Source organism: Mucilaginibacter sp. (genome assembly GCF_039921305.1).
Classification (GTDB): domain Bacteria; phylum Bacteroidota; class Bacteroidia; order Sphingobacteriales; family Sphingobacteriaceae; genus Mucilaginibacter.
Genome location: NZ_JBDSCA010000043.1, coordinates 185519 through 204254 on the forward strand (window position 1 = coordinate 185519; position 18736 = coordinate 204254).

Genomic DNA, 18736 nt, shown 5'->3' on the forward strand with positions numbered 1-18736 from the left:
AAAAAAATGGCGCCTTTACAGGGCGCCAAATCTATTCATTTAATACGAAAATCTTTGTATTAAGCTGGTTCAGCTTCAAGCGCCATTTGTTCATCAACCAATATACGGCCACAATGTTCGCACACGATGATCTTTTTTCTTTGGCGAATGTCTGACTGACGCTGAGGAGGGATCTGGTTAAAGCAACCAGAGCATGAATCGCGTTGGATAGTAACTACCGCTAAGCCATTTTTTGCATTTTGGCGTAAACGTGTGTAAGCTATTAATAAACGCTCTTCAATACCTTCTTTTGCTTTATCAGCTAAAGCAACCAGTTCTTGTTCTTCTTTTTGAGTTTCGGCAGTAATGGTATCCAATTCTGCTTTTTTAACATCAAGGTCTTTTTGGCGCTCTTCCAAATCAGCAACAGCTTTTTCGTAGATAGCGGTTTTGTTAGTTATTTCAAAACCATATTCCTTGATCTTTTTCTCGCTTACTTGTACGTCAAGACCTTGAATTTCGATCTCTTTCGATATCGCATCATATTCACGGTTGTTCTTAACATCATTAAGCTGGGTTTCATACTTTTTAGTATTAGCCTGTGCATCTCTGATCAGATTTTTCCGGGTTACGATAGAATCTTCCAGATCATCTAATTCACTTTTTATCTTCTGAATACGAGTTTCCAAACCGGCAACATCATCTTCCAGATCAGAAACTTCCATTGGAAGTTCACCTCTTACCTGGCGAATTTTGTCAACCTTTGTGTGGATGGTTTGTAGGTCGTATAGAGCTTTTAGCTTTTGTTCTACGGTTTGTTCCATTAAATCAAATATTTGATGGGGTTTGTATTTACTTCTGTTAAACGGACGGCAAAGTTAGTGAATTTTTTCGTAATAAAATCAACTAATAAATTCTGTGTAAATTGCTCACTTTCAAAATGTCCAATATCTGCAATTACTATCTTTTCTTCGGCATCAAAAAACTCGTGATATTTAAAATCGGCGGTTATAAAAACATCTGCGCCGGCAGCAATTGCATGTTTCAATAAAAAACTTCCGGAGCCCCCGCACACGGCTACGTTTTTAACGCTCTTGCCACGCAAATTAGTATGCCTTATTACACTGGCATTCATTTTATATTTCACAAATTGTAAAAAATCCGCTTCGCTCATTGGGTGCTCTAATTCGCCTACCATCCCCGAACCTATGTTTTGATATTGATTGGTGATAGGATACAGATCATAAGCAACCTCTTCGTAGGGGTGCTCCATAAACAAAGCCATCAATATTTTGCTTTCCAAATTTGATGGGTAAACGGTTTCTATCCGCACTTCTGCTTCCTGATGGTTTTTTCCGGGCTCGCCAACAAAGGGATCGGTGTTAGCATTACCTTTAAACGTTCCTGTTCCTTCCGCATTAAAACTGCATTCACTATAATTACCAATATGCCCCGCACCTGCATTAAATAAGGCCGCACGTACTTTATCGGCATGGCTGGTTGGTACAAAGGTTACCAGCTTTTTAAGTAAGCCTTGTTTCGGCGCTAATATACGGCAGTCCTGCAATCCCAAAGTTTCGCAAATCCGGGCGTTTACACCGTTTTCAACGTTATCCAGATTGGTATGAATGGCATAAATAGCAACATTATGTTTGATGGCTTTTTCAATAACCCGCTCCACATAAGTTTTACCATTAAACTTTTTTAGCCCTTTAAATACGATAGGGTGGTGCGATACAATAACCTGGCAACCTTTAGCAATGGCTTCGTCAACAACAGCTTCGGTACAATCTAAAGATATCAGCGCTTGACTAATTTCCATATCAGGCTTACCAACAATTAATCCGGAGTTATCGTAATCTTCCTGGTAGGCCAGCGGAGCAATGCTTTCAAGGTAACTGGTTAGTTCGGCAAGTTTCATAGAGCTCAAAAATCAGAATAAACATTAACAGTAACAAGCTGAATATTAACCCATAGTTGATACTGTAATTCCCCAACTATTCCCTAAATTCCCCAATTGCAAATATGTTCCCCAGTTAAAAAGCTCATTTTTAGCTTTTTGAACAACTATTACTAATTGGTACTCTATTTGAACTAGATGATATACGTTCATTAAAATCCTCTTTCCCCTAATTGAAGATTGGTTGATTGTTTACTATAGATTTATGGCTGTAAGTATTTAAGATACTTTCAGCCATTTTTTTTGCCCCCGATTTTTTGAATTTGAAATGACCTAATCAATTTCAAAAACACCCTATATTTGTAAGGTAAACTTACAAGTTTAACTTCATATAAAATGAACAAACAAAATTTGCACCTGGCATCAGATTTACGGACCGTGATTGCACGCCTCTCCAAAAAAATGCGTAAAAAATCGGTTTGGGCCGATAAGTTATCGCTTACCGAGCGGTCAACCATCGGTTCTATCAACCAATATGGTACAGTGCTGGCAAGCGAACTGGCCCTTATTGAAAAGATAACAACCCAATCCATGTCGCAAATCTTAAATCATTTGCTTGAGTTGGGGCTAATCATTAAAACTCCTTCCGAAACAGATAAACGCAAGGTATTGATATCACTATCGGATACCGGATTGGACCTGCTGTATAAATCGCGAAGCGAAAAAGAAGAATGGCTGAATAAAGTTTTATCAGAAAACTTTAGCAATGAGGAGCGCGCTATATTAAGCAAAGCTATTGGCCCCCTAACGCGGCTGGTTGATTTTGATTGAGGTTGAGGTTGAGTAAGGTTACACCGTAACCATTAGAGGGATTATACTATGAATATCAATACATTTAGCGCATTTAAAAGCCGTAACTACCGGCTATATTTTGCCGGGCAATCCATTTCGTTAATTGGCACCTGGATGCAAAAAACAGCAGTAAGCTGGGTTATTTACGAGTTAACGCATTCTAAATTTATGCTGGGGTTAACCCTGTTTGCCAGCATGTTCCCCTCATTCCTTTTCTCATTTATTGGCGGCGTTGCCGCCGATAGGTATGACCGCTACAAGTTATTATTGGCTACCCAGGTAGCCTCCATGATCCAGGCCATTTTAATAACCGCCCTTGTATTCTTCAAGCATTATTCCGTTTGGGAGATCATCGCATTAAGTACCTTATTAGGATTGATCAACGCCTTTGATGTTCCCGCAAGGCAATCATTGGTTTATCAAATGATAGATGATAAGGCCGATCTTCCAAATGCTCTCGCGCTCAACTCATCTATGGTAAACTTATCCCGGTTGATAGGCCCGGGTATCGCAGGGCTAATATTAGAGAAACTGGGCGATGATGTTTGCTTTGGCCTAAACGCTGTAAGCTTTATTGCTGTAATAGGTTCTATTTTAATGATGAGGCTGCCAGCCTATGTTAAAAAACCACACACCAAAAATGTGCTGGGGGAATTAAAAGAAGGTTTCGACTATATCAAAAATACACCTTCTATAGGCTTTGTTATACTAATGCTTGGCATTATCAGTCTATTTGTTCTGCCCTACTCAACCCTGATACCTGTTTACGCTAAGGATATTTTCCACGGAACTGCATCAACATTTGGCGTGATAGATAGTGTAATTGGCTTGGGTGCCTTTTCGGGAGCTATGTTCCTGGCATCATTAAAACCAGGTAAAAACTTAAAGAAGATATTAGCTCTCAATACCCTCATATTTGGCGCAGGCCTGGTTTTGTTTTCGCACGAAACCCATTATTACCTTGCCCTTATATTCTCAGCAGTTGGTGGTTTTGGTATGATGTCTCAGATCACCATCAGCAATACACTCATCCAAACCACGGTTGATCCAGATATGCGTGGCCGGGTAATTAGCTTTTACGCCATGGCCTTTTTCGGCATGCAACCTTTGGGTGGTTTGATCATCGGTTCCGTTTCGCAGCAAATTGGCGTTCAAAATACCATGCTTGCCGAAGGCGCAATCGCTGTAATAATCGGCTTATTACACATGCGTTTTTTGAAGAAAAGCAAACTAAAAAAGAAACAACTGGCTATTATGGAACAGCAACCGGTAGCCGTAACACAATAAACATCTCTAAAAGAACAAATAAACATGGTAACCTCTTATTAGACAAAAAAACAGCATTAGTACTCATTGATCTGCAAAAAGGAGCCCATTTTACGAAACCGACTTACATGAGCAATTAAAAGCCAAAGGTTACTGGCATTGTAATTGGCGGCATATCAACAAGTGCCGGGGTTGAAGGAACAGCAAGACCAGCAGCCGAACGAGACTACAACATCACGTTCGCCACTGATGCTATGACAGACAGGAAGCTTGAGGCACAACAATAGTATCAACACATCTTCCCAAGATTAGGCGAAGTTGACACTACCGATAAACAATCGAAATGTTAGGCTAACAATCAATAATTGGAAATGGGGCCTGTTAAGCTCCCATTTTTGCTATCTGGTAACTTTCGAACGCAACCTTTTTATTGTATTTTAACGCAGCCTTTTTATAATTAATCAAATCAACAATTGAACCGATAAAGCAAAATCCGATTGTAAAGAAGTATAAAATACCCATTCCGATTTGACCTGTAATAAACCGTTGTAACCCCGGAACCACCAACAGGCCAAGTATTGAAAAAAGCAACATATCCTGTTCCTTTTTCCGTTTACCCGAATAGATCATATTGAAATTGCGGGTTTGGCTTTCTGATAAGCCGGTAACTGTTTCCTTTAAAAAATACATCTCGTCCACGGTAATATCGGGGAAAGAGAAAGCGGCATTGTCAAACATTGTGTTAGGTTAAGATTAAGTTTTTTTAAATATATAAAAACGGGGTATTAAAAACAATATCCTTCTTGATATTATTATTAACGCTGGTATTCCCAACCAATGCGCATGTAATGATGCCTGTATATTACCATGAAAAAGGAATGAAATAGAATGCCCTATACCACAACCGGGGCACCAGGTTATGCCCATGAGCTTTAACGGGCATATTTCAAAATGAGATGCCTGATACGGGTTACTTACAACTAAGGCAAGCATTGCTGCAACCCAAAATATCAATTCAAAATTATCGGCTATTGCTTTTCTTATATTATGCATTCTTACTTTGGCCCATTATCAATAAAGATACGCTAAGTAAGAATAATAAGGGCTATAATAGATTACTAAATAGAATGCCCGGTATTTGTGCCGGGCATTCTATTTTAAAGATTCTTGCTCTTGCTCATTACCGCTAAAGCAACGCCTAACGAGAACAGCAGGCCCAATAATAAGGCGCCAAATATTTGTCCCGAAAAATCGGCTATTGTTCCGGCATTAATATAGTTGATGTATAATATTGCTGCCGCTACTGCTATTATACCACCAACAATTAATATTTTAAACCCTTCTATCAATGCTTCAATAAACGTTATACGACCGTCTAAAACATTATCCCGGTAAGCGCGGACACCAAAATATAATCCCAGTAAGGGAATCAAGCCCGATGTATACTCAATTGGTTTCAAATCCGTATGCGGACCGGTGGTAACTCCGCTCCAGTGCATTATAAATATCCAAAGCCCGCTAAGCAAGCCGATGATAACACCTGTGATAATTGCATTCTTCATAATTGTTAGTATTAATAAGGTTGAACTATTGGTTATATAATTGAATTTACGACTTTTTGTTTGCAAGGTTTCTTATATAACTCAAAATTTATCTTTTCGGCCTCCAAAGCTTTTTTATTTATATTTGCAGCGTTTTGAATATCCGTGAAATTTTAGATCGCTACAAGGCTGACGAACGGATACAGACGTTGGCTAAAGCGCTTAACAGCGTAAAAAATCCGAGGGTACAGCTCCGCGGATTAGTCGGATCAAGCGATGCGGCAATGGCGGTAGCTTTGTATTTTTTGAAGCACAGCCACATGCTTTTCATCCTTCCCGACAGAGAAGAAGCCGGTTATTTTCAGTCGGATCTGGAGAGCTTCCTCGATAAAGAGATCCTGCTTTTCCCATCATCTTACCGCAAACCATTCGAATTTACCCAACCCGATAGCAGCAATGTTTTAGCCCGTGCCGAAGTATTGAACGAGCTAAACCATTCATCCGAATACGGAAAACTGGTGGTAACATATCCCGAGGCTTTAGCCGAAAAGGTGATTGACCGTGCATCGCTGGAAAAGAACACGTTGGAAATAGCGGTAACCAATAAACTCAGTATTGAATTTATCAATGAGTTTTTAATTGAATACGATTTTGAACGGGTCGATTTTGTGTATTCACCCGGCCAGTTTTCTGTTCGTGGCGGTATTGTAGATATCTTCTCTTTCTCTCACGATCTGCCTTATCGCGTAGAATTTTTTGGCGATTTTATCGAGTCGATCCGAACATTTGAGATAGAGAGCCAACTATCCGTTGAGCAGGTTAAAAGTATCACCATTGTACCCAATGTTCAATCTAAGTTCTTGACCGAGAGCAACATTTCGCTATTGGAATACATCGATCCATCAACGCAAGTTTGGATAAAAGACGTGCAGTTTACACTGGATATCATCCAAACCGGCTATAAAAAAGCCACCCAATTATGGAAAGCGCTTACCGCAGAAGATAAAACGGCCAACCCCGATTGGATAGACCCTAAATTTGGCTTTACCGATGAAAAACTGATTGGGGATCAGTTGCACGATTTTGCACTGGTTGAATTCGGCAAGCAGTTCTTCTACGCCCCGACTGATAGCGTTCAGTTCGATATCCGCCCGCAGCCGTCCTTCAACAAAGATTTTAGCCTGCTTATCCACAATTTCAAAAACAACGAGGCGGAGAAAATTGAGAACTGCATTTTTACAGATTCAACCCGCCAGCTCGAAAGGCTTTACGCCATTTTTGAGGATCTGGATAAAACCATCAAGTTCACACCGGTTAATATCTCCATGCGCGAGGGCTTTATTGACCTCACGCAAAAAATAGCCTGCTATACCGATCACCAGATATTCGACCGCTACTATAAATACAAGCTCAAAAAGGGCTACCAACGCTCGCAGGCCATTACGCTTAAAGAGCTCCGTGAACTAAAACCTGGCGATTACATTACCCACATTGACCATGGCATTGGCAAATATGCCGGACTGGAGAAAGTAGAAGTAGGCGGTAAACAACAGGAGATGATCCGTTTGCTTTACGCCGATAACGACTTGCTTTATGTAAACATCAACTCACTAAACCGCATATCAAAGTATAGTGGTAAAGAGGGTACCGTTCCCAGAATGAACAAGTTAGGTACCGATACTTGGGAAAAGCTCAAAAAAACAACAAAAAAAAAAGTTAAAGATATCGCCCGCGACCTGATCAAGCTTTACGCCGTCAGGAAAGCGCAGAGCGGTAATGCATTTTCGCCTGATAGCTATTTACAAACCGAATTAGAGGCTTCGTTCATTTACGAGGATACCCCCGACCAGGAAAAAGCGACCATCGACTTTAAAAAAGATATGGAATCGCCGCACCCGATGGACAGGCTAATTTGTGGCGATGTAGGCTTTGGTAAAACCGAAGTTGCTATTCGTGCCGCCTTTAAAGCCGTTGCCGATAGCAAACAGGTGGCCGTATTAGTACCAACCACCATTTTAGCCGCTCAACATTACAAAACCTTTACGGACAGGCTAAAGGGTTTCCCTTGCAATATTGATTACGTAAACCGCTTTAAAACACCAAAGCAAATTAAGGATACCCTACAGCGTTTAGCCGATGGCAAGCTCGACATCATCATAGGTACACACCGCCTGGTAAGCAAGGATGTTAAGTTTAAAGATTTAGGCTTGATGATCATCGACGAAGAGCAAAAATTTGGCGTTAGCACCAAAGAAAAGCTAAAGGCTATGCGCATCAACGTGGATACTTTGACCCTTACGGCGACACCTATCCCGCGTACATTGCACTTCTCGTTAATGGGCGCGCGCGATCTTTCTATTATATCAACGCCACCGCCCAATCGCCAGCCGGTAGTAACCGAACTGCATGTGTTTAACGACAAGCTCATTAAAGAAGCCGTTGAGTTTGAAATTGACCGTGGTGGCCAGATGTTCTTTATCCATAACCGTGTTGCCGATCTGCCCCAATTAGGCGGCATGATAAAAACGCTCGTACCAAAAGCACGTATCGGTATAGCACACGGTCAATTAGAAGGCGATGATCTGGAAGATGTGATGCTCAAGTTTGTAAACAACGAATACGACGTACTGGTGGCCACAACCATTATTGAGGCCGGTTTGGATATACCCAATGCCAATACCATCATCATCAATTACGCCCACATGTTTGGCCTGAGCGATTTGCACCAGATGCGTGGCCGCGTTGGCCGGAGTAATAAAAAAGCTTTCTGTTATTTACTGAGCCCGCCACTATCAACCTTAACATCCGAAGCACGTAAACGCCTAAGCGCCATAGAAGAGTTTAGCGATTTAGGCAGCGGATTCAATGTTGCCATGCGAGATCTGGATATCCGCGGAAGCGGTAACCTTTTAGGTGCCGAGCAAAGCGGTTTTATTGCCGAGATTGGTTTCGAGATGTACCACAAGATACTGGATGAAGCTATTCAAGAGCTTAAAGACGATGAGTTTAAAGGCTTGTTTAAAGATGAAAAGCCAAGACCATTCATCTCATTCACCCAAATAGATACCGACCAGGAGATCCTGATACCCGATGAATACGTAACCAGCATCCCCGAACGCTATAACCTGTACACCGAGGTAAGCAAAATAGAGAACGAAACCGAACTGGCCGCCTTTGCCCAGCAAATGCACGACAGGTTTGGCCCCGTACCACCACAGGTAAACGATCTGCTGAACACCATGCGCCTGCAATGGTTAGGCAAAGCCATCGGTTTCGAAAAGATATCCCTGAAAAAGAATGTGCTGCGCGGATATTTCATCACCAACCAGCAGTCACCATATTTCGAAACTACACAATTCAGGCAGGTGCTCAACTATATGCAGGCCAACCCTCGTACTTGCAATATGAAGGAGGTGAAGAATACCCTACGCATCAGCATTGAGCGTGTAAGTAGTATTGACGAAGCGGTTTCTATTTTAGAAGAAATAGCAGAACCCGCCAGGGTTTAAACTCCAAGAACCGCAATAGTCAAAGTAATGCGCCCGCCGGCATAAAGGGGGGAATAAGGGGGTATTTCAATTAGCATTCCCGCATTCAATCTGTCAAGCTTAATCCAAGAGGGGGGATAAAGTAGGTTTTTTTCATCAATCATTCAGGCATTCAATCCCTGTCTGCCGACAGGCAGGCTTCAGTCATTATTTAAGAGGGGGGATAAAGTATGGATTTTTTTTCACCTCTTCCTTCTTACCTCCTACATATTCCATTCAACTACAATATACGAAAATCAAGCCGCATTCCCAAAAAAACTTACCCGTCCAGTAAAAAAACAAACAGCTCTTTAGGCCCGTGCGCGCCTAAAACCAATGTTTTCTCAATATCCGCGGTGCGGCTTGGCCCGGTTATGTTTGATATCATTGATGGCAACTGGTTACCATACTTGTTCTTCAATAAACCAAAACCATCCTTCAAATCCATCACCAATTGCGATGTATAGGCCAGCACAATATGCACGTTAGGATAAATGCTCAACCGCCTACCGGCAGCGTTCCCATTGGATACCAGTATACTGCCATTGCGTGCTATCAAAGCCTCGCAAAGGGTAAAACCAACTTCCGCTTGCTCAAAATCTTTATCGGTTTCAAAAAACGGATATTCGTATTGTTTCAGCATATCTTGCAAAGGGGGTTCCCAGCAGTATATTTTGCGCCAGTTGCGTTCTTCGGCAAGGGTAAGCAACTCCTCTATAAACTGGATCTCGTCCTCACAAAAAATAAACTGACCAGCAACCGCCGCAAAAGCCTCCGCGAATATCACTTCCTTGATCTCTTCATCCGGCGCGTACAAAGGCAAATCCTCAAGGTTTGGGTATGGGTTATCCCGCCTTTCAAGCAATGCCTTCCGTATCTTTTTTAACAGCTTCTCTCTGCTGGTGGTAATGTCCTTCATTTATAAACAAATGTGTGTAAGCCACACACAAAAGCAAATATGAATAAAAATAGCCGTTTTAGCTTTATTGGCTCAAAAAAACACCGTCATAAAAAAGCCACTATGAAAAACATAGTAGCTTTATAAATTATTGACCGGTGATATTATCCAATATCGCCTGCCATATTATCTTTCGATGGATCAAGCAAACTATCCGGAATAGCATTGTTATCCGGAATAACCGCAACAGGCTCACCATTCACAAATTTATCATAAGCGGTACGGCCTTCAAACGGACGTTTACCCAACAGATCTTCCAAATCACTTTGGAACAGTACTTCTTTCTCCAACAGCTTGCTGGCAACCTTTTCCAAACCATCACGGTGTTTGTTAATTAGTTCTTTAGTTTTAACATAAACAGTGTCAACCAAAGCACGTACTTCCGAATCGATCAGCTCTGCTGTAACATCCGAATATGGTTTGCTGAATTGGTTTTCTCCCTGCGGATCATAGAACGATAGGTTACCTATCTTATCATTCATACCATATATTTTAACCATGCCATAAGCCAGGCGGGTAATGCGTTCCAAATCGCTCAATGCACCGGTTGTGATCTTACCGAAAACAATATCCTCAGCAGCGCGGCCACCCATTGATAATACCATATCATCAAACAACTCTTCTTTGGCTACTAAAAACCTTTCGTTAGGTAAATACTGTGCGTATCCTAAAGCGGCAACACCACGCGGTACTATAGATACCTTAACCAACGGATCGGCATGCTCTAAAAACCAGCCTGCAATAGCGTGGCCCGCTTCGTGGTAAGCTACCACACGTTTTTCTTCTGGCGATATTAAAGTATTCTTTTTCTCTAAACCACCAATCACACGGTCAATCGCATCCTGAAAATCCTGCATATCAACCGCTTCTTTGTCTTTACGGGCAGCTATCAAAGCCGCTTCGTTACAAACATTGGCAATTTCGGCACCTGCAAAACCAGGGGTCTGGGCCGATAGTTTTTTAGCATCAACATCGGCAGCCGTTTTAACCGGACCTAAGTGTACTTTAAATATTTGTTCGCGACCGTTCAAATCCGGTTTGTCTATAGATATCTGCCTGTCAAAACGACCGGGGCGCAACAATGCCGAATCTAATACATCCGGGCGGTTGGTTGCTGCCAGTATGATAATACCAGAGTCGGTCCCAAAACCATCCATCTCAACCAATAATTGGTTCAATGTGTTTTCACGCTCGTCATTACCGCCAACCATGTTGTTTTTACCACGGGCACGGCCAATAGCGTCAATTTCATCAATAAATATGATACATGGCGCTTTATCTTTAGCCTGGCGGAACAAGTCACGAACACGTGATGCACCCACCCCCACAAACATCTCAACAAAGTCCGATCCTGATAAAGAGAAGAACGGAACATGCGCTTCACCTGCAACAGCCTTAGCTAGCAAGGTTTTACCCGTTCCCGGCGATCCTACCAATAACGCGCCCTTAGGGATTTTACCACCCAGGTTGGTGTATTTTTTAGGGTTCTTCAAGAAATCAACAATTTCCATCACCTCATATTTGGCTTCTTCCAAACCAGCAACATCATTAAATGTTACGGTTACTTGCGCCTCTTTATCAAACAAGGTAGCTTTTGATTTACCGATATTGAAAATCTGGCCACCCGGGCCACCGCCCGAACCGCCCGACATGCGGCGCATAATAAACACCCACATACCGGCAAATAATACCACCATAATAATAGTTTGTACTAACCAGCTGCTCCAGATGCTCTCGTGCGAATCAAACTGAACATATATCTTTTGGTTTTCAGGGAAATCCTTCTGCGCGTTGTTCATCGAGTTTTTCAGGCTCTCGAATGACGCATCAGAAAACAAGTATTGCGGACTAGCTGTAGGCGACATGTTAAAACCTGTCTTTTCCTTAATATCTGCATATTCGGGTTTGTTCAGGCTATCTTTTTTAATGTAAACTTCGGCAATTACCAAATCACCGCTTTTGTAGGCCACCATGTGGTCAACATCATGCGTTTTTAGCATTTTGCTTTCAAAACGCTGCCAATTAATTGGTTTGCCATTGTTCCCGCTTACCAGTAACGAACCTGCCAATAAGGCAAATACTACCACGGCATAAAGCCACATGATATTGAACTTAGGTGCTTTCGGGTTTATTTTTTTATTGGGATTTCTACGGATAGAAGGTTTCTCGGCTTTATTATCTTTCATCTTGTTTATAAGCTCAACTTGCGTTTAATTTTAATTATCCAGGAATTGATAAATTGACTTAAGCGCTTTTGTAATATTTTATTTCGGCATCTCCCCACAGATCTTCCACACCATAATACTCCCTCTTATCAGTCCTGAAGATATGTATAACCACATCAAAATAATCCAATAATATCCATTCACCATGCTCTAAACCCTCTTTGTGTCGCGGGTCTTGCTTGGTGGCTTTATAAATCTCTTCTTCAACACTGCTTGCAATTGCTTTAACCTGTGTGGCCGAATCGGCATGACAAATCACAAAATAGTCGGTTACCGAGCTGCTCAAATTTCTAAGGTCTAAGCGGATGATGTCATTCCCCTTTTTTTCTTGTATGCCATAAACGGCTAATTCAGAAATGTAGGATGATTCTTTGATTGCTTTATTTTTTGCCATTAAAAAGATTTAGTTTTGGACGAATTGATTAAAATTTGTTTTGACATTGCAAAATAACACATTTTCAGGATTATTTGTTGGACAAAATTTGGTGATATTAACCGAGGTTGATTCAACTAACAATTTCCTTAAACAATCATTGGCAAATTCCACGCCATTAACCGAGGGTACGGTCATTATGGCAGAAAGCCAGTTTGCCGGTCGTGGCCAGCAGCAAAACCGCTGGCATAGCGAACCTGGTAAAAATCTTACCTTCAGCATCCTTTTAAAACCTTCGTTTTTAGCAATTGCCCAACAATTTAACTTAAACGTAGCAATAAGTGTGGGTATTATCAAAGCTTTACAAAAACTTTTAGGCCATGCTGTAAAAACAAAATGGCCAAATGATATTTATTTTGACGATAACAAGCTTGGCGGTGTTTTAATTGAGAATATGGTTCAGGGTAGCCAGATCAAAAATTCCATCATTGGCATTGGTTTGAACGTAAATCAGGATGTTTTTTCGCCAGATGCGCCTAACGCTACCTCTGTAAAGCAGATATTACACAGGGATTATGATTTAAAAGCATTATTAGCAGAAATTTGCGGTGAAATAGAAGCCGCCTATTTAATGCTGCGTGCCGGAAATTTTGAGCCGTTAAAATCGTTCTATCTGGGAAATCTATATTGGTTAAACCAGCTACGCCCGTTTAAAGCGAATGATGAGGTTTTTAATGGTACGATAGAAAATGTTTCGCCAACGGGCCAGATAACTGTAAGGGTTGACGGCGAATTGCGACTATATAACTTTAAAGAAATTGAATTTTTAAACAAACACAATACCCAATGAAAAAACTGATCCTGGTAATTGCCGTATTATTTGCTGCCGGCGCTCATGCCCAAATATTAACCCCGGTACACTGGAGCTACGGTTTCAAAAAAACAAGCGCTACCGAAGCCGTTATATTCATGAAAGCAACTATGGACGATGGATGGCACGTTTACTCGCAAACCGTGAAAGAAGGCGGCCCGATAAAAACATCATTCACCTTTCCGGTATCTAAGCAATATACCCTAATTGGCAAAACCATTGAGCCAAAGCCTATAACCAAATTCGAAAAATCATTCAGCATGAATGTGAGTTTTTTTGAGAACTCGGTGATCTTCCAACAAAAAATCAAATTAAAACCCGGCATAGCCAAAACAACCGTAAAAGGCAAATTGGAGTACATGACCTGTAACGATCAAAAATGCCTGCCTCCCGAAGATCTGGATTTTAGTGTAGACATTAAATAAGCACGACCCTCATTATAATGAAGAATAAATTAAAGGTTAGCCTTTTACTTGCATTCCTGTTTTTGGCCTGCACAGCAGTACTACCCACATTCGCGCAAAATAAAGCCGTTGATACCGTTTCTACTGTCGATGTGCAGTTCACCAGCATACCAACCGCTGCCGATAGTTTAGCCCTGCGCAAAAAGCAACAAGCCGTAAGCCAGGCCCAATCAGTTACCCAAATGGCTTCGGCTACTGCCGCTAAAGCATCAAAATCCTTACCTAACGATCATCCAAAAACGTTGTGGGCAATATTTTTAGCTGGGTTAGTTGGTGGTTTTGCCGCTTTAATTATGCCATGCATATTCCCAATGATTCCGCTTACTGTCAGCTTCTTTTTAAAACGCGGCGGTAATAAAAAGAAAGGCATCGCCCAGGCGGCTCTGTATGGCCTTTCCATAATTGTTATTTATGTAGGTTTGGGTTTAATAGTATCAATCATTTTTGGTGCTTCAGCATTAAACGGATTGGCAACCAATGGCATTTTTAACTTTTTATTCTTTCTATTACTCTTAGTGTTCGCATCTTCTTTTTTAGGTGCTTTCGAAATAAACCTTCCGTCATCATTGGCGAATAAGCTCGACCAAAACTCTGATAAAGGCGGTTTAGGCGGATTATTTTTTATGGCCGCAACCTTGTCTGTTGTCTCTTTCAGTTGCACTGGCCCCATAATTGGTTGGATTTTGGTTGATACCGCTACCACTGGCGCCCTATTGGCACCGGCCATTGGTATGTTTGGGTTTTCATTAGCCTTAGCTATCCCATTCACATTATTTGCTATATTTCCATCTCTTTTAAAATCATTACCTAAATCAGGTGGCTGGCTAAACAGCGTAAAAGTGATGCTAGGCTTTCTGGAACTTGCATTCTCGGTAAAATTTTTATCCAATGTTGATCTGGCTTATCATTGGAATTGGTTCGACCGCGAAATTTTTCTCGCCTTATGGATCGTAATAGCCGCATTAGCGGGCTTATACCTTATTGGGAAACTAAAGTTCTCTCACGATTCGGACCTTCCTTATATAAGTGTTCCCCGGATATTTATGTCCGTAATCCTTTTTGCTTTTGTTGTTTACCTTATACCAGGTATGTGGGGCGCACCTTTAAAATTTGTGAGCGCTTATTTACCGCCGCCAGCCACACAAGATTTTAATCTTTATAATTTACAATTAAACGGCGGTACAGCATCTGCACCATCTGTTGATCTTAAAGATATCGGACCAAGAAAATACGAAGAAGGCTTTACCCGCGGTAAAGTAATGGACCTTGAAGGCTGGTTTGATTACGATCAGGCACTTCAAGTTTCCAAAAAAGTACAAAAACCTATTCTTTTGGATTTTACAGGATGGAATTGCGTTAACTGCCGCCAAATGGAAAACAATGTATGGTCAAACCCCGAGGTTCACAAAATGTTAAAGAACGATTATGTGTTGGTTGAGGCCTATGTTGACGATAAAAAAGTTGTTTTAGATAAAGAGCAGCAATATACCTCTTCGTATAGTGGAAAAAAAATCACACTTTTGGGCGATAAATGGAGCGATATCCAGGCAGCAAGATTTAATTCGAACTCACAACCTGATTATGTGATTCTGAATAGTAAGGGAGATCAGCTACTGCCGGCGCAAGGGGCAGACTATAATCCAGACAATTATATTAAATTTTTGAAAGCCGGTATTGCCGCATACAAAAACAATAATGGCTCAAATTAAAAATATAGGTGTTTTTACCTCCGGCGGCGATGCCCCCGGCATGAATGCTGCCATAAGGGCAGTTGTACGTACCGCTTTATACTATAATCTGGAAGTAACAGGCATCCGCCGCGGTTACGAAGGTATGATCAAAGGTGAAATGATACCCATGGACCGTAAATCGGTATCAAACATTATTCAACGTGGAGGAACGATTTTAAAAACCGCCCGCAGCGATGACTTCCGCACACCCGAAGGCCGTCAAAAAGCATACGATCAATTAAAAGCACATAATGTTGATGCTCTAATTGGCATTGGTGGCGATGGTACATTCACCGGGGCCCGTGTTTTCAGCGAAGAATTCGACATTCCGATTTTAGGTTTACCCGGCACCATTGATAACGACTTACAAGGCACCGATTATACCATTGGTTACGATACGGCCATCAACACGGTTATTGATGCTGTCGACAAGATCCGCGATACAGCCGAATCTCACGATCGTTTATTTATCGTCGAAGTTATGGGTCGCGATTCTGGTTTGATCGCCCTGCGCACAGGTATAGCCGCCGGTGCCGAAGCCATCCTGATCCCCGAAACTAAAAGCAATACAACAGCATTGTTTGATAGATTGGAGCGCGGCCGTAAAGATAAATCATCAAAAATAGTGATCGTTGCCGAAGCCGAAGAAGCCGGTGGCGCGTTCGAAATTGCCCGCCAGGTAAAAGAAAAATATCCTAATTACGATACCCGCATCTCCATTCTTGGCCACATACAGCGTGGTGGCCGCCCAAGCTGTATGGATAGAGTGTTAGCAAGCCGTGTTGGTGTTGCCGCCGTTGAGGGTTTACTGGCCGGCAAACGTGGCGATCTGGTAGGTGTGATAAATAACGAAATTGCCTTTACCCCATTTGATCACGCCATTAAGCACCATGTAGATATCAACCCCAATTTATTGAAGATCGTAGAAATACTGTCTCTGTAAATTTTAGTTTGAGTTCTCGAGATCGGCGGCGCAGTCTCTTTCCTGTTCAAATAACAGGCGCTCGGTTACATCATTAACCACAACAATACGGCAAGTGGTATTATTATACTTTAACTCATGCCCGGTTACCTCGGCATAAATAATTTCGCCCTGTTTGTTTTGGTGTCGCCATACCCCACTTGGGTTTGAGCCTATCTTTTTACCTTTGATAATACCCTTTCTAAAAATATATTCATTAAAAGCGGCAAGGTCAAGCTTGGGGCGTATATCCCTTATGGTCATGTTCAAAAAGTCTTTACTGCTATAGCCATAATGATCAATAGCGGCTTGGTTTACTTTTATAATGCGCAATGATGGCGTTTCATATACCCACATTGGGCTTGGGTTTTTATCAAACAGCACACTAAAATTGCCCAAGGCATCATTCAAGTGGTTCTTTATAACCTGTTGGTCGCTTACGTCTTTAATAACCGATAATATGATCTCCGCATTGCTGGCCCAATCAACAAAATAGCTCCTTTTTTCAAAAAGCCATTTTACTTTGTTATTTACGTTAACGCGGTAATATAATTCGGCAGTTTCTTCCAGTTGCAGATCACGGTAAGCCTTCAAAATCATTTCTTCATCTTCGGGCAAAATTATTTTTAGCAAGCTATCCTTATCGGCGATAAGTTCTTCGGCACTGATTCCAACAACAGAGCGAATGTTGGGGCTAATAAAAACATACTTCTTTTCCGTAAGGCTGTAGGCCCAGGCGCAATCATTCAGCACAAGCAGTAGTTTGTCAAGCATTAGGAGGTCATTTACTATCGCTAAAATAAACATTTATCAAAAACATCTACCTATAAAACAAGCTTTTAAAAGAAATTTTTTTATTAAAACACTTTTACTAACTTTGCAACCCCGCAGAAAGTACTCCGGGGCGTATGTTGAATACATAAAAATTAAAAAATGGCAACTAAAATCAGACTGCAAAGACACGGTAAAAAAGGTAAACCTTTTTATTACATCGTGGTAGCGGATTCCCGTGCTCCAAGAGACGGTCGTTTCATTGAGCGTTTAGGTTCTTACAACCCAAACACTAACCCAGCTACAATTGACATTAATTTCGACAAAACTCTTGAATGGGTTAACACAGGTGCACAGCCAACAGATACTTGCCGTGCAATATTGTCGTACAAAGGTGTTATGTACAAAAAACACTTACAAGGTGGTGTTGCTAAAGGCGCGCTAACCGAAGAACAAGCAAACGAAAAATTTGCTGCCTGGACTGATCAAAAATCAGGAAAGATCACCGGTAAAAAATCTGACTTATCTACAGCTAAAGAAGAAGCTAAAAAAGCTGCTTTAATTGCCGAAGCTAAAAAGAAAGAAGACAAAGCCGCAGCTATCGCTGCTAAGAATGCACCTCCGGTTGAAGAAGTGGAAGTTGCTGAAGAAGAAGCAGAAGTGGAAGCACCAGCTGCCGAAGAAGCAACAGAAGAAGGCGCTGAATAATTTATTATCAAATTACACTGTTATAGCGAAGAGTTGTTCATCAACCTCTTCGCTATACTTTTTTAAAGCCATTTACAAATGAAGATAGAGGATTGCTTCCGCATAGGCACCGTTACCAAAACCCGTGGTTTAAAAGGCGAGTTGCAGGCTTTTATTGATTTTGCAGAAATAGACAAGATAACTTTTGATGCCCTGTTCATCACATCGGGTGGCAAGCTGATCCCATATTTTGTGGAATCATTCAAGATGCCACAAAAAAACATCGCTTTTATTTATTTAGAAGATGTTGACCATATTGATAAAGCTACTCCGCTTGCCAAAAAAGACATCTACCTCCCCAACAAAATTAAACCCGTAAAAGACGAGAACGATTTCACTTTACGCGATTTAATGGGCTTTACAGCCATTGATGAAGACGAAGGCGAATTAGGCCGGATCATCGAGATACAAGACCTTCCCCAACAACTGATAGCCACCGTAGTTTATAAAGACCGTGAAGTTTTATTCCCCCTTAGCGAAGGCATCATCACCGGAATTGATATTGTTAAGGAGGTGGTTTATGTTGATCTGCCTGAAGGTTTATTGGATATTTACCTGGACTAAAAATATT

19 protein-coding genes are annotated in these 18736 nt (G+C 41.4%); 10 read left to right on the top strand and 9 right to left on the bottom strand.

Features of this window, described 5'->3' with window-relative positions:
- Positions 1-59 precede the first annotated feature (59 nt).
- The gene (locus ABIN91_RS13165) at positions 60-803 is read right to left on the bottom strand and encodes a C4-type zinc ribbon domain-containing protein (RefSeq protein ID WP_348051577.1); all 744 of its coding nucleotides are present in this window, start codon (positions 801-803) and stop codon (positions 60-62) included.
- On the bottom strand, positions 803-1900 hold the full coding sequence (locus tag ABIN91_RS13170) for a Nif3-like dinuclear metal center hexameric protein (protein WP_348051578.1): 1098 nt from the start codon (positions 1898-1900) through the stop codon (positions 803-805). Before ABIN91_RS13170 ends, ABIN91_RS13165 begins: the two co-directional genes overlap by 1 nt.
- 375 nt (positions 1901-2275) lie before the next feature.
- Here ABIN91_RS13170 and ABIN91_RS13175 point away from each other — a divergent pair, with 375 nt between their 5' ends.
- The 3 genes from ABIN91_RS13175 to ABIN91_RS13185 all read left to right on the top strand — a co-directional run bounded on the left by ABIN91_RS13175 (position 2276) and on the right by ABIN91_RS13185 (position 4284).
- A complete protein-coding gene (locus ABIN91_RS13175; RefSeq protein ID WP_348051579.1) occupies positions 2276-2710 on the top strand; it encodes a MarR family transcriptional regulator in 435 nt (144 codons plus the stop codon).
- Between the two features lie 48 nt (positions 2711-2758).
- Positions 2759-4018 carry an MFS transporter gene (locus ABIN91_RS13180; protein ID WP_348051580.1) on the top strand — a complete coding sequence of 420 codons (1260 nt, stop codon included), beginning with the start codon at positions 2759-2761 and terminating at the stop codon, positions 4016-4018.
- Between the two features lie 152 nt (positions 4019-4170).
- A complete protein-coding gene (locus tag ABIN91_RS13185; RefSeq protein ID WP_348051721.1) occupies positions 4171-4284 on the top strand; it encodes a hypothetical protein in 114 nt (37 codons plus the stop codon).
- 94 nt (positions 4285-4378) lie between these two features.
- Here the strand turns inward: ABIN91_RS13185 and ABIN91_RS13190 are convergent, their stop codons facing one another.
- The 3 genes from ABIN91_RS13190 to ABIN91_RS13200 all read right to left on the bottom strand — a co-directional run bounded on the left by ABIN91_RS13190 (position 4379) and on the right by ABIN91_RS13200 (position 5559).
- On the bottom strand, positions 4379-4735 hold the full coding sequence (locus ABIN91_RS13190; RefSeq protein ID WP_348051581.1) for a TM2 domain-containing protein: 357 nt from the start codon (positions 4733-4735) through the stop codon (positions 4379-4381).
- Between the two features lie 15 nt (positions 4736-4750).
- On the bottom strand, positions 4751-5050 hold the full coding sequence (locus ABIN91_RS13195) for a DUF2752 domain-containing protein (RefSeq protein ID WP_348051582.1): 300 nt from the start codon (positions 5048-5050) through the stop codon (positions 4751-4753).
- A gap of 104 nt (positions 5051-5154) precedes the next feature.
- Positions 5155-5559, bottom strand: a complete 405-nt coding sequence (locus tag ABIN91_RS13200) for a DUF4199 domain-containing protein (RefSeq protein ID WP_348051583.1) — start codon at positions 5557-5559, stop codon at positions 5155-5157.
- Positions 5560-5693: 134 nt separating this feature from the next.
- Here ABIN91_RS13200 and mfd point away from each other — a divergent pair, with 134 nt between their 5' ends.
- A complete protein-coding gene (gene mfd / locus ABIN91_RS13205; RefSeq protein WP_348051584.1) occupies positions 5694-9047 on the top strand; it encodes a transcription-repair coupling factor in 3354 nt (1117 codons plus the stop codon).
- Between the two features lie 298 nt (positions 9048-9345).
- Here mfd and ABIN91_RS13210 read toward each other — a convergent pair whose 3' ends face one another.
- The 3 genes from ABIN91_RS13210 to rsfS form a co-directional block, all read right to left on the bottom strand.
- A complete protein-coding gene (locus tag ABIN91_RS13210; RefSeq protein ID WP_348051585.1) occupies positions 9346-9984 on the bottom strand; it encodes an LUD domain-containing protein in 639 nt (212 codons plus the stop codon).
- 143 nt (positions 9985-10127) lie between these two features.
- Positions 10128-12209: an ATP-dependent zinc metalloprotease FtsH gene (ftsH, locus tag ABIN91_RS13215; RefSeq protein ID WP_348051586.1), complete on the bottom strand. Its 2082-nt coding sequence runs from the start codon at positions 12207-12209 to the stop codon at positions 10128-10130.
- A gap of 58 nt (positions 12210-12267) precedes the next feature.
- Positions 12268-12642, bottom strand: coding sequence for a ribosome silencing factor (gene rsfS / locus ABIN91_RS13220; RefSeq protein WP_348051587.1), 375 nt, complete (start codon positions 12640-12642; stop codon positions 12268-12270).
- A gap of 46 nt (positions 12643-12688) precedes the next feature.
- Between rsfS and ABIN91_RS13225 the strand changes: the two genes are divergently transcribed.
- The 4 genes from ABIN91_RS13225 to pfkA are packed head-to-tail and all read left to right on the top strand — an operon-like array spanning position 12689 to position 16629.
- Positions 12689-13471 (top strand): biotin--[acetyl-CoA-carboxylase] ligase, encoded by a 783-nt coding sequence (locus ABIN91_RS13225; protein ID WP_348051588.1) that lies wholly within the window; start codon positions 12689-12691, stop codon positions 13469-13471.
- Positions 13468-13917, top strand: coding sequence for a protein-disulfide reductase DsbD domain-containing protein (locus tag ABIN91_RS13230; RefSeq protein WP_348051589.1), 450 nt, complete (start codon positions 13468-13470; stop codon positions 13915-13917). Before ABIN91_RS13225 ends, ABIN91_RS13230 begins: the two co-directional genes overlap by 4 nt.
- A gap of 17 nt (positions 13918-13934) precedes the next feature.
- Positions 13935-15665, top strand: a complete 1731-nt coding sequence (locus tag ABIN91_RS13235; RefSeq protein WP_348051590.1) for a cytochrome c biogenesis protein CcdA — start codon at positions 13935-13937, stop codon at positions 15663-15665.
- Complete coding sequence (pfkA, locus tag ABIN91_RS13240) at positions 15652-16629, top strand: 6-phosphofructokinase (protein ID WP_348051591.1); 978 nt, start codon at positions 15652-15654, stop codon at positions 16627-16629. The genes ABIN91_RS13235 and pfkA overlap by 14 nt, the downstream gene beginning before the upstream one ends.
- Before the next feature lie 3 nt (positions 16630-16632).
- Here pfkA and ABIN91_RS13245 read toward each other — a convergent pair whose 3' ends face one another.
- Positions 16633-17421 carry a PAS domain S-box protein gene (locus ABIN91_RS13245; RefSeq protein ID WP_348051592.1) on the bottom strand — a complete coding sequence of 263 codons (789 nt, stop codon included), beginning with the start codon at positions 17419-17421 and terminating at the stop codon, positions 16633-16635.
- 159 nt (positions 17422-17580) lie between these two features.
- On the opposite strand from ABIN91_RS13245, the gene ABIN91_RS13250 reads away from it, so the two are divergent.
- Together ABIN91_RS13250 and rimM are read left to right on the top strand one after the other, a co-directional pair.
- Positions 17581-18126 (top strand): 30S ribosomal protein S16, encoded by a 546-nt coding sequence (locus tag ABIN91_RS13250; protein WP_348051593.1) that lies wholly within the window; start codon positions 17581-17583, stop codon positions 18124-18126.
- Positions 18127-18204: 78 nt separating this feature from the next.
- Positions 18205-18729 (top strand): ribosome maturation factor RimM, encoded by a 525-nt coding sequence (gene rimM / locus ABIN91_RS13255; RefSeq protein WP_348051594.1) that lies wholly within the window; start codon positions 18205-18207, stop codon positions 18727-18729.
- The last annotated feature ends 7 nt before the right edge of the window (positions 18730-18736 follow it).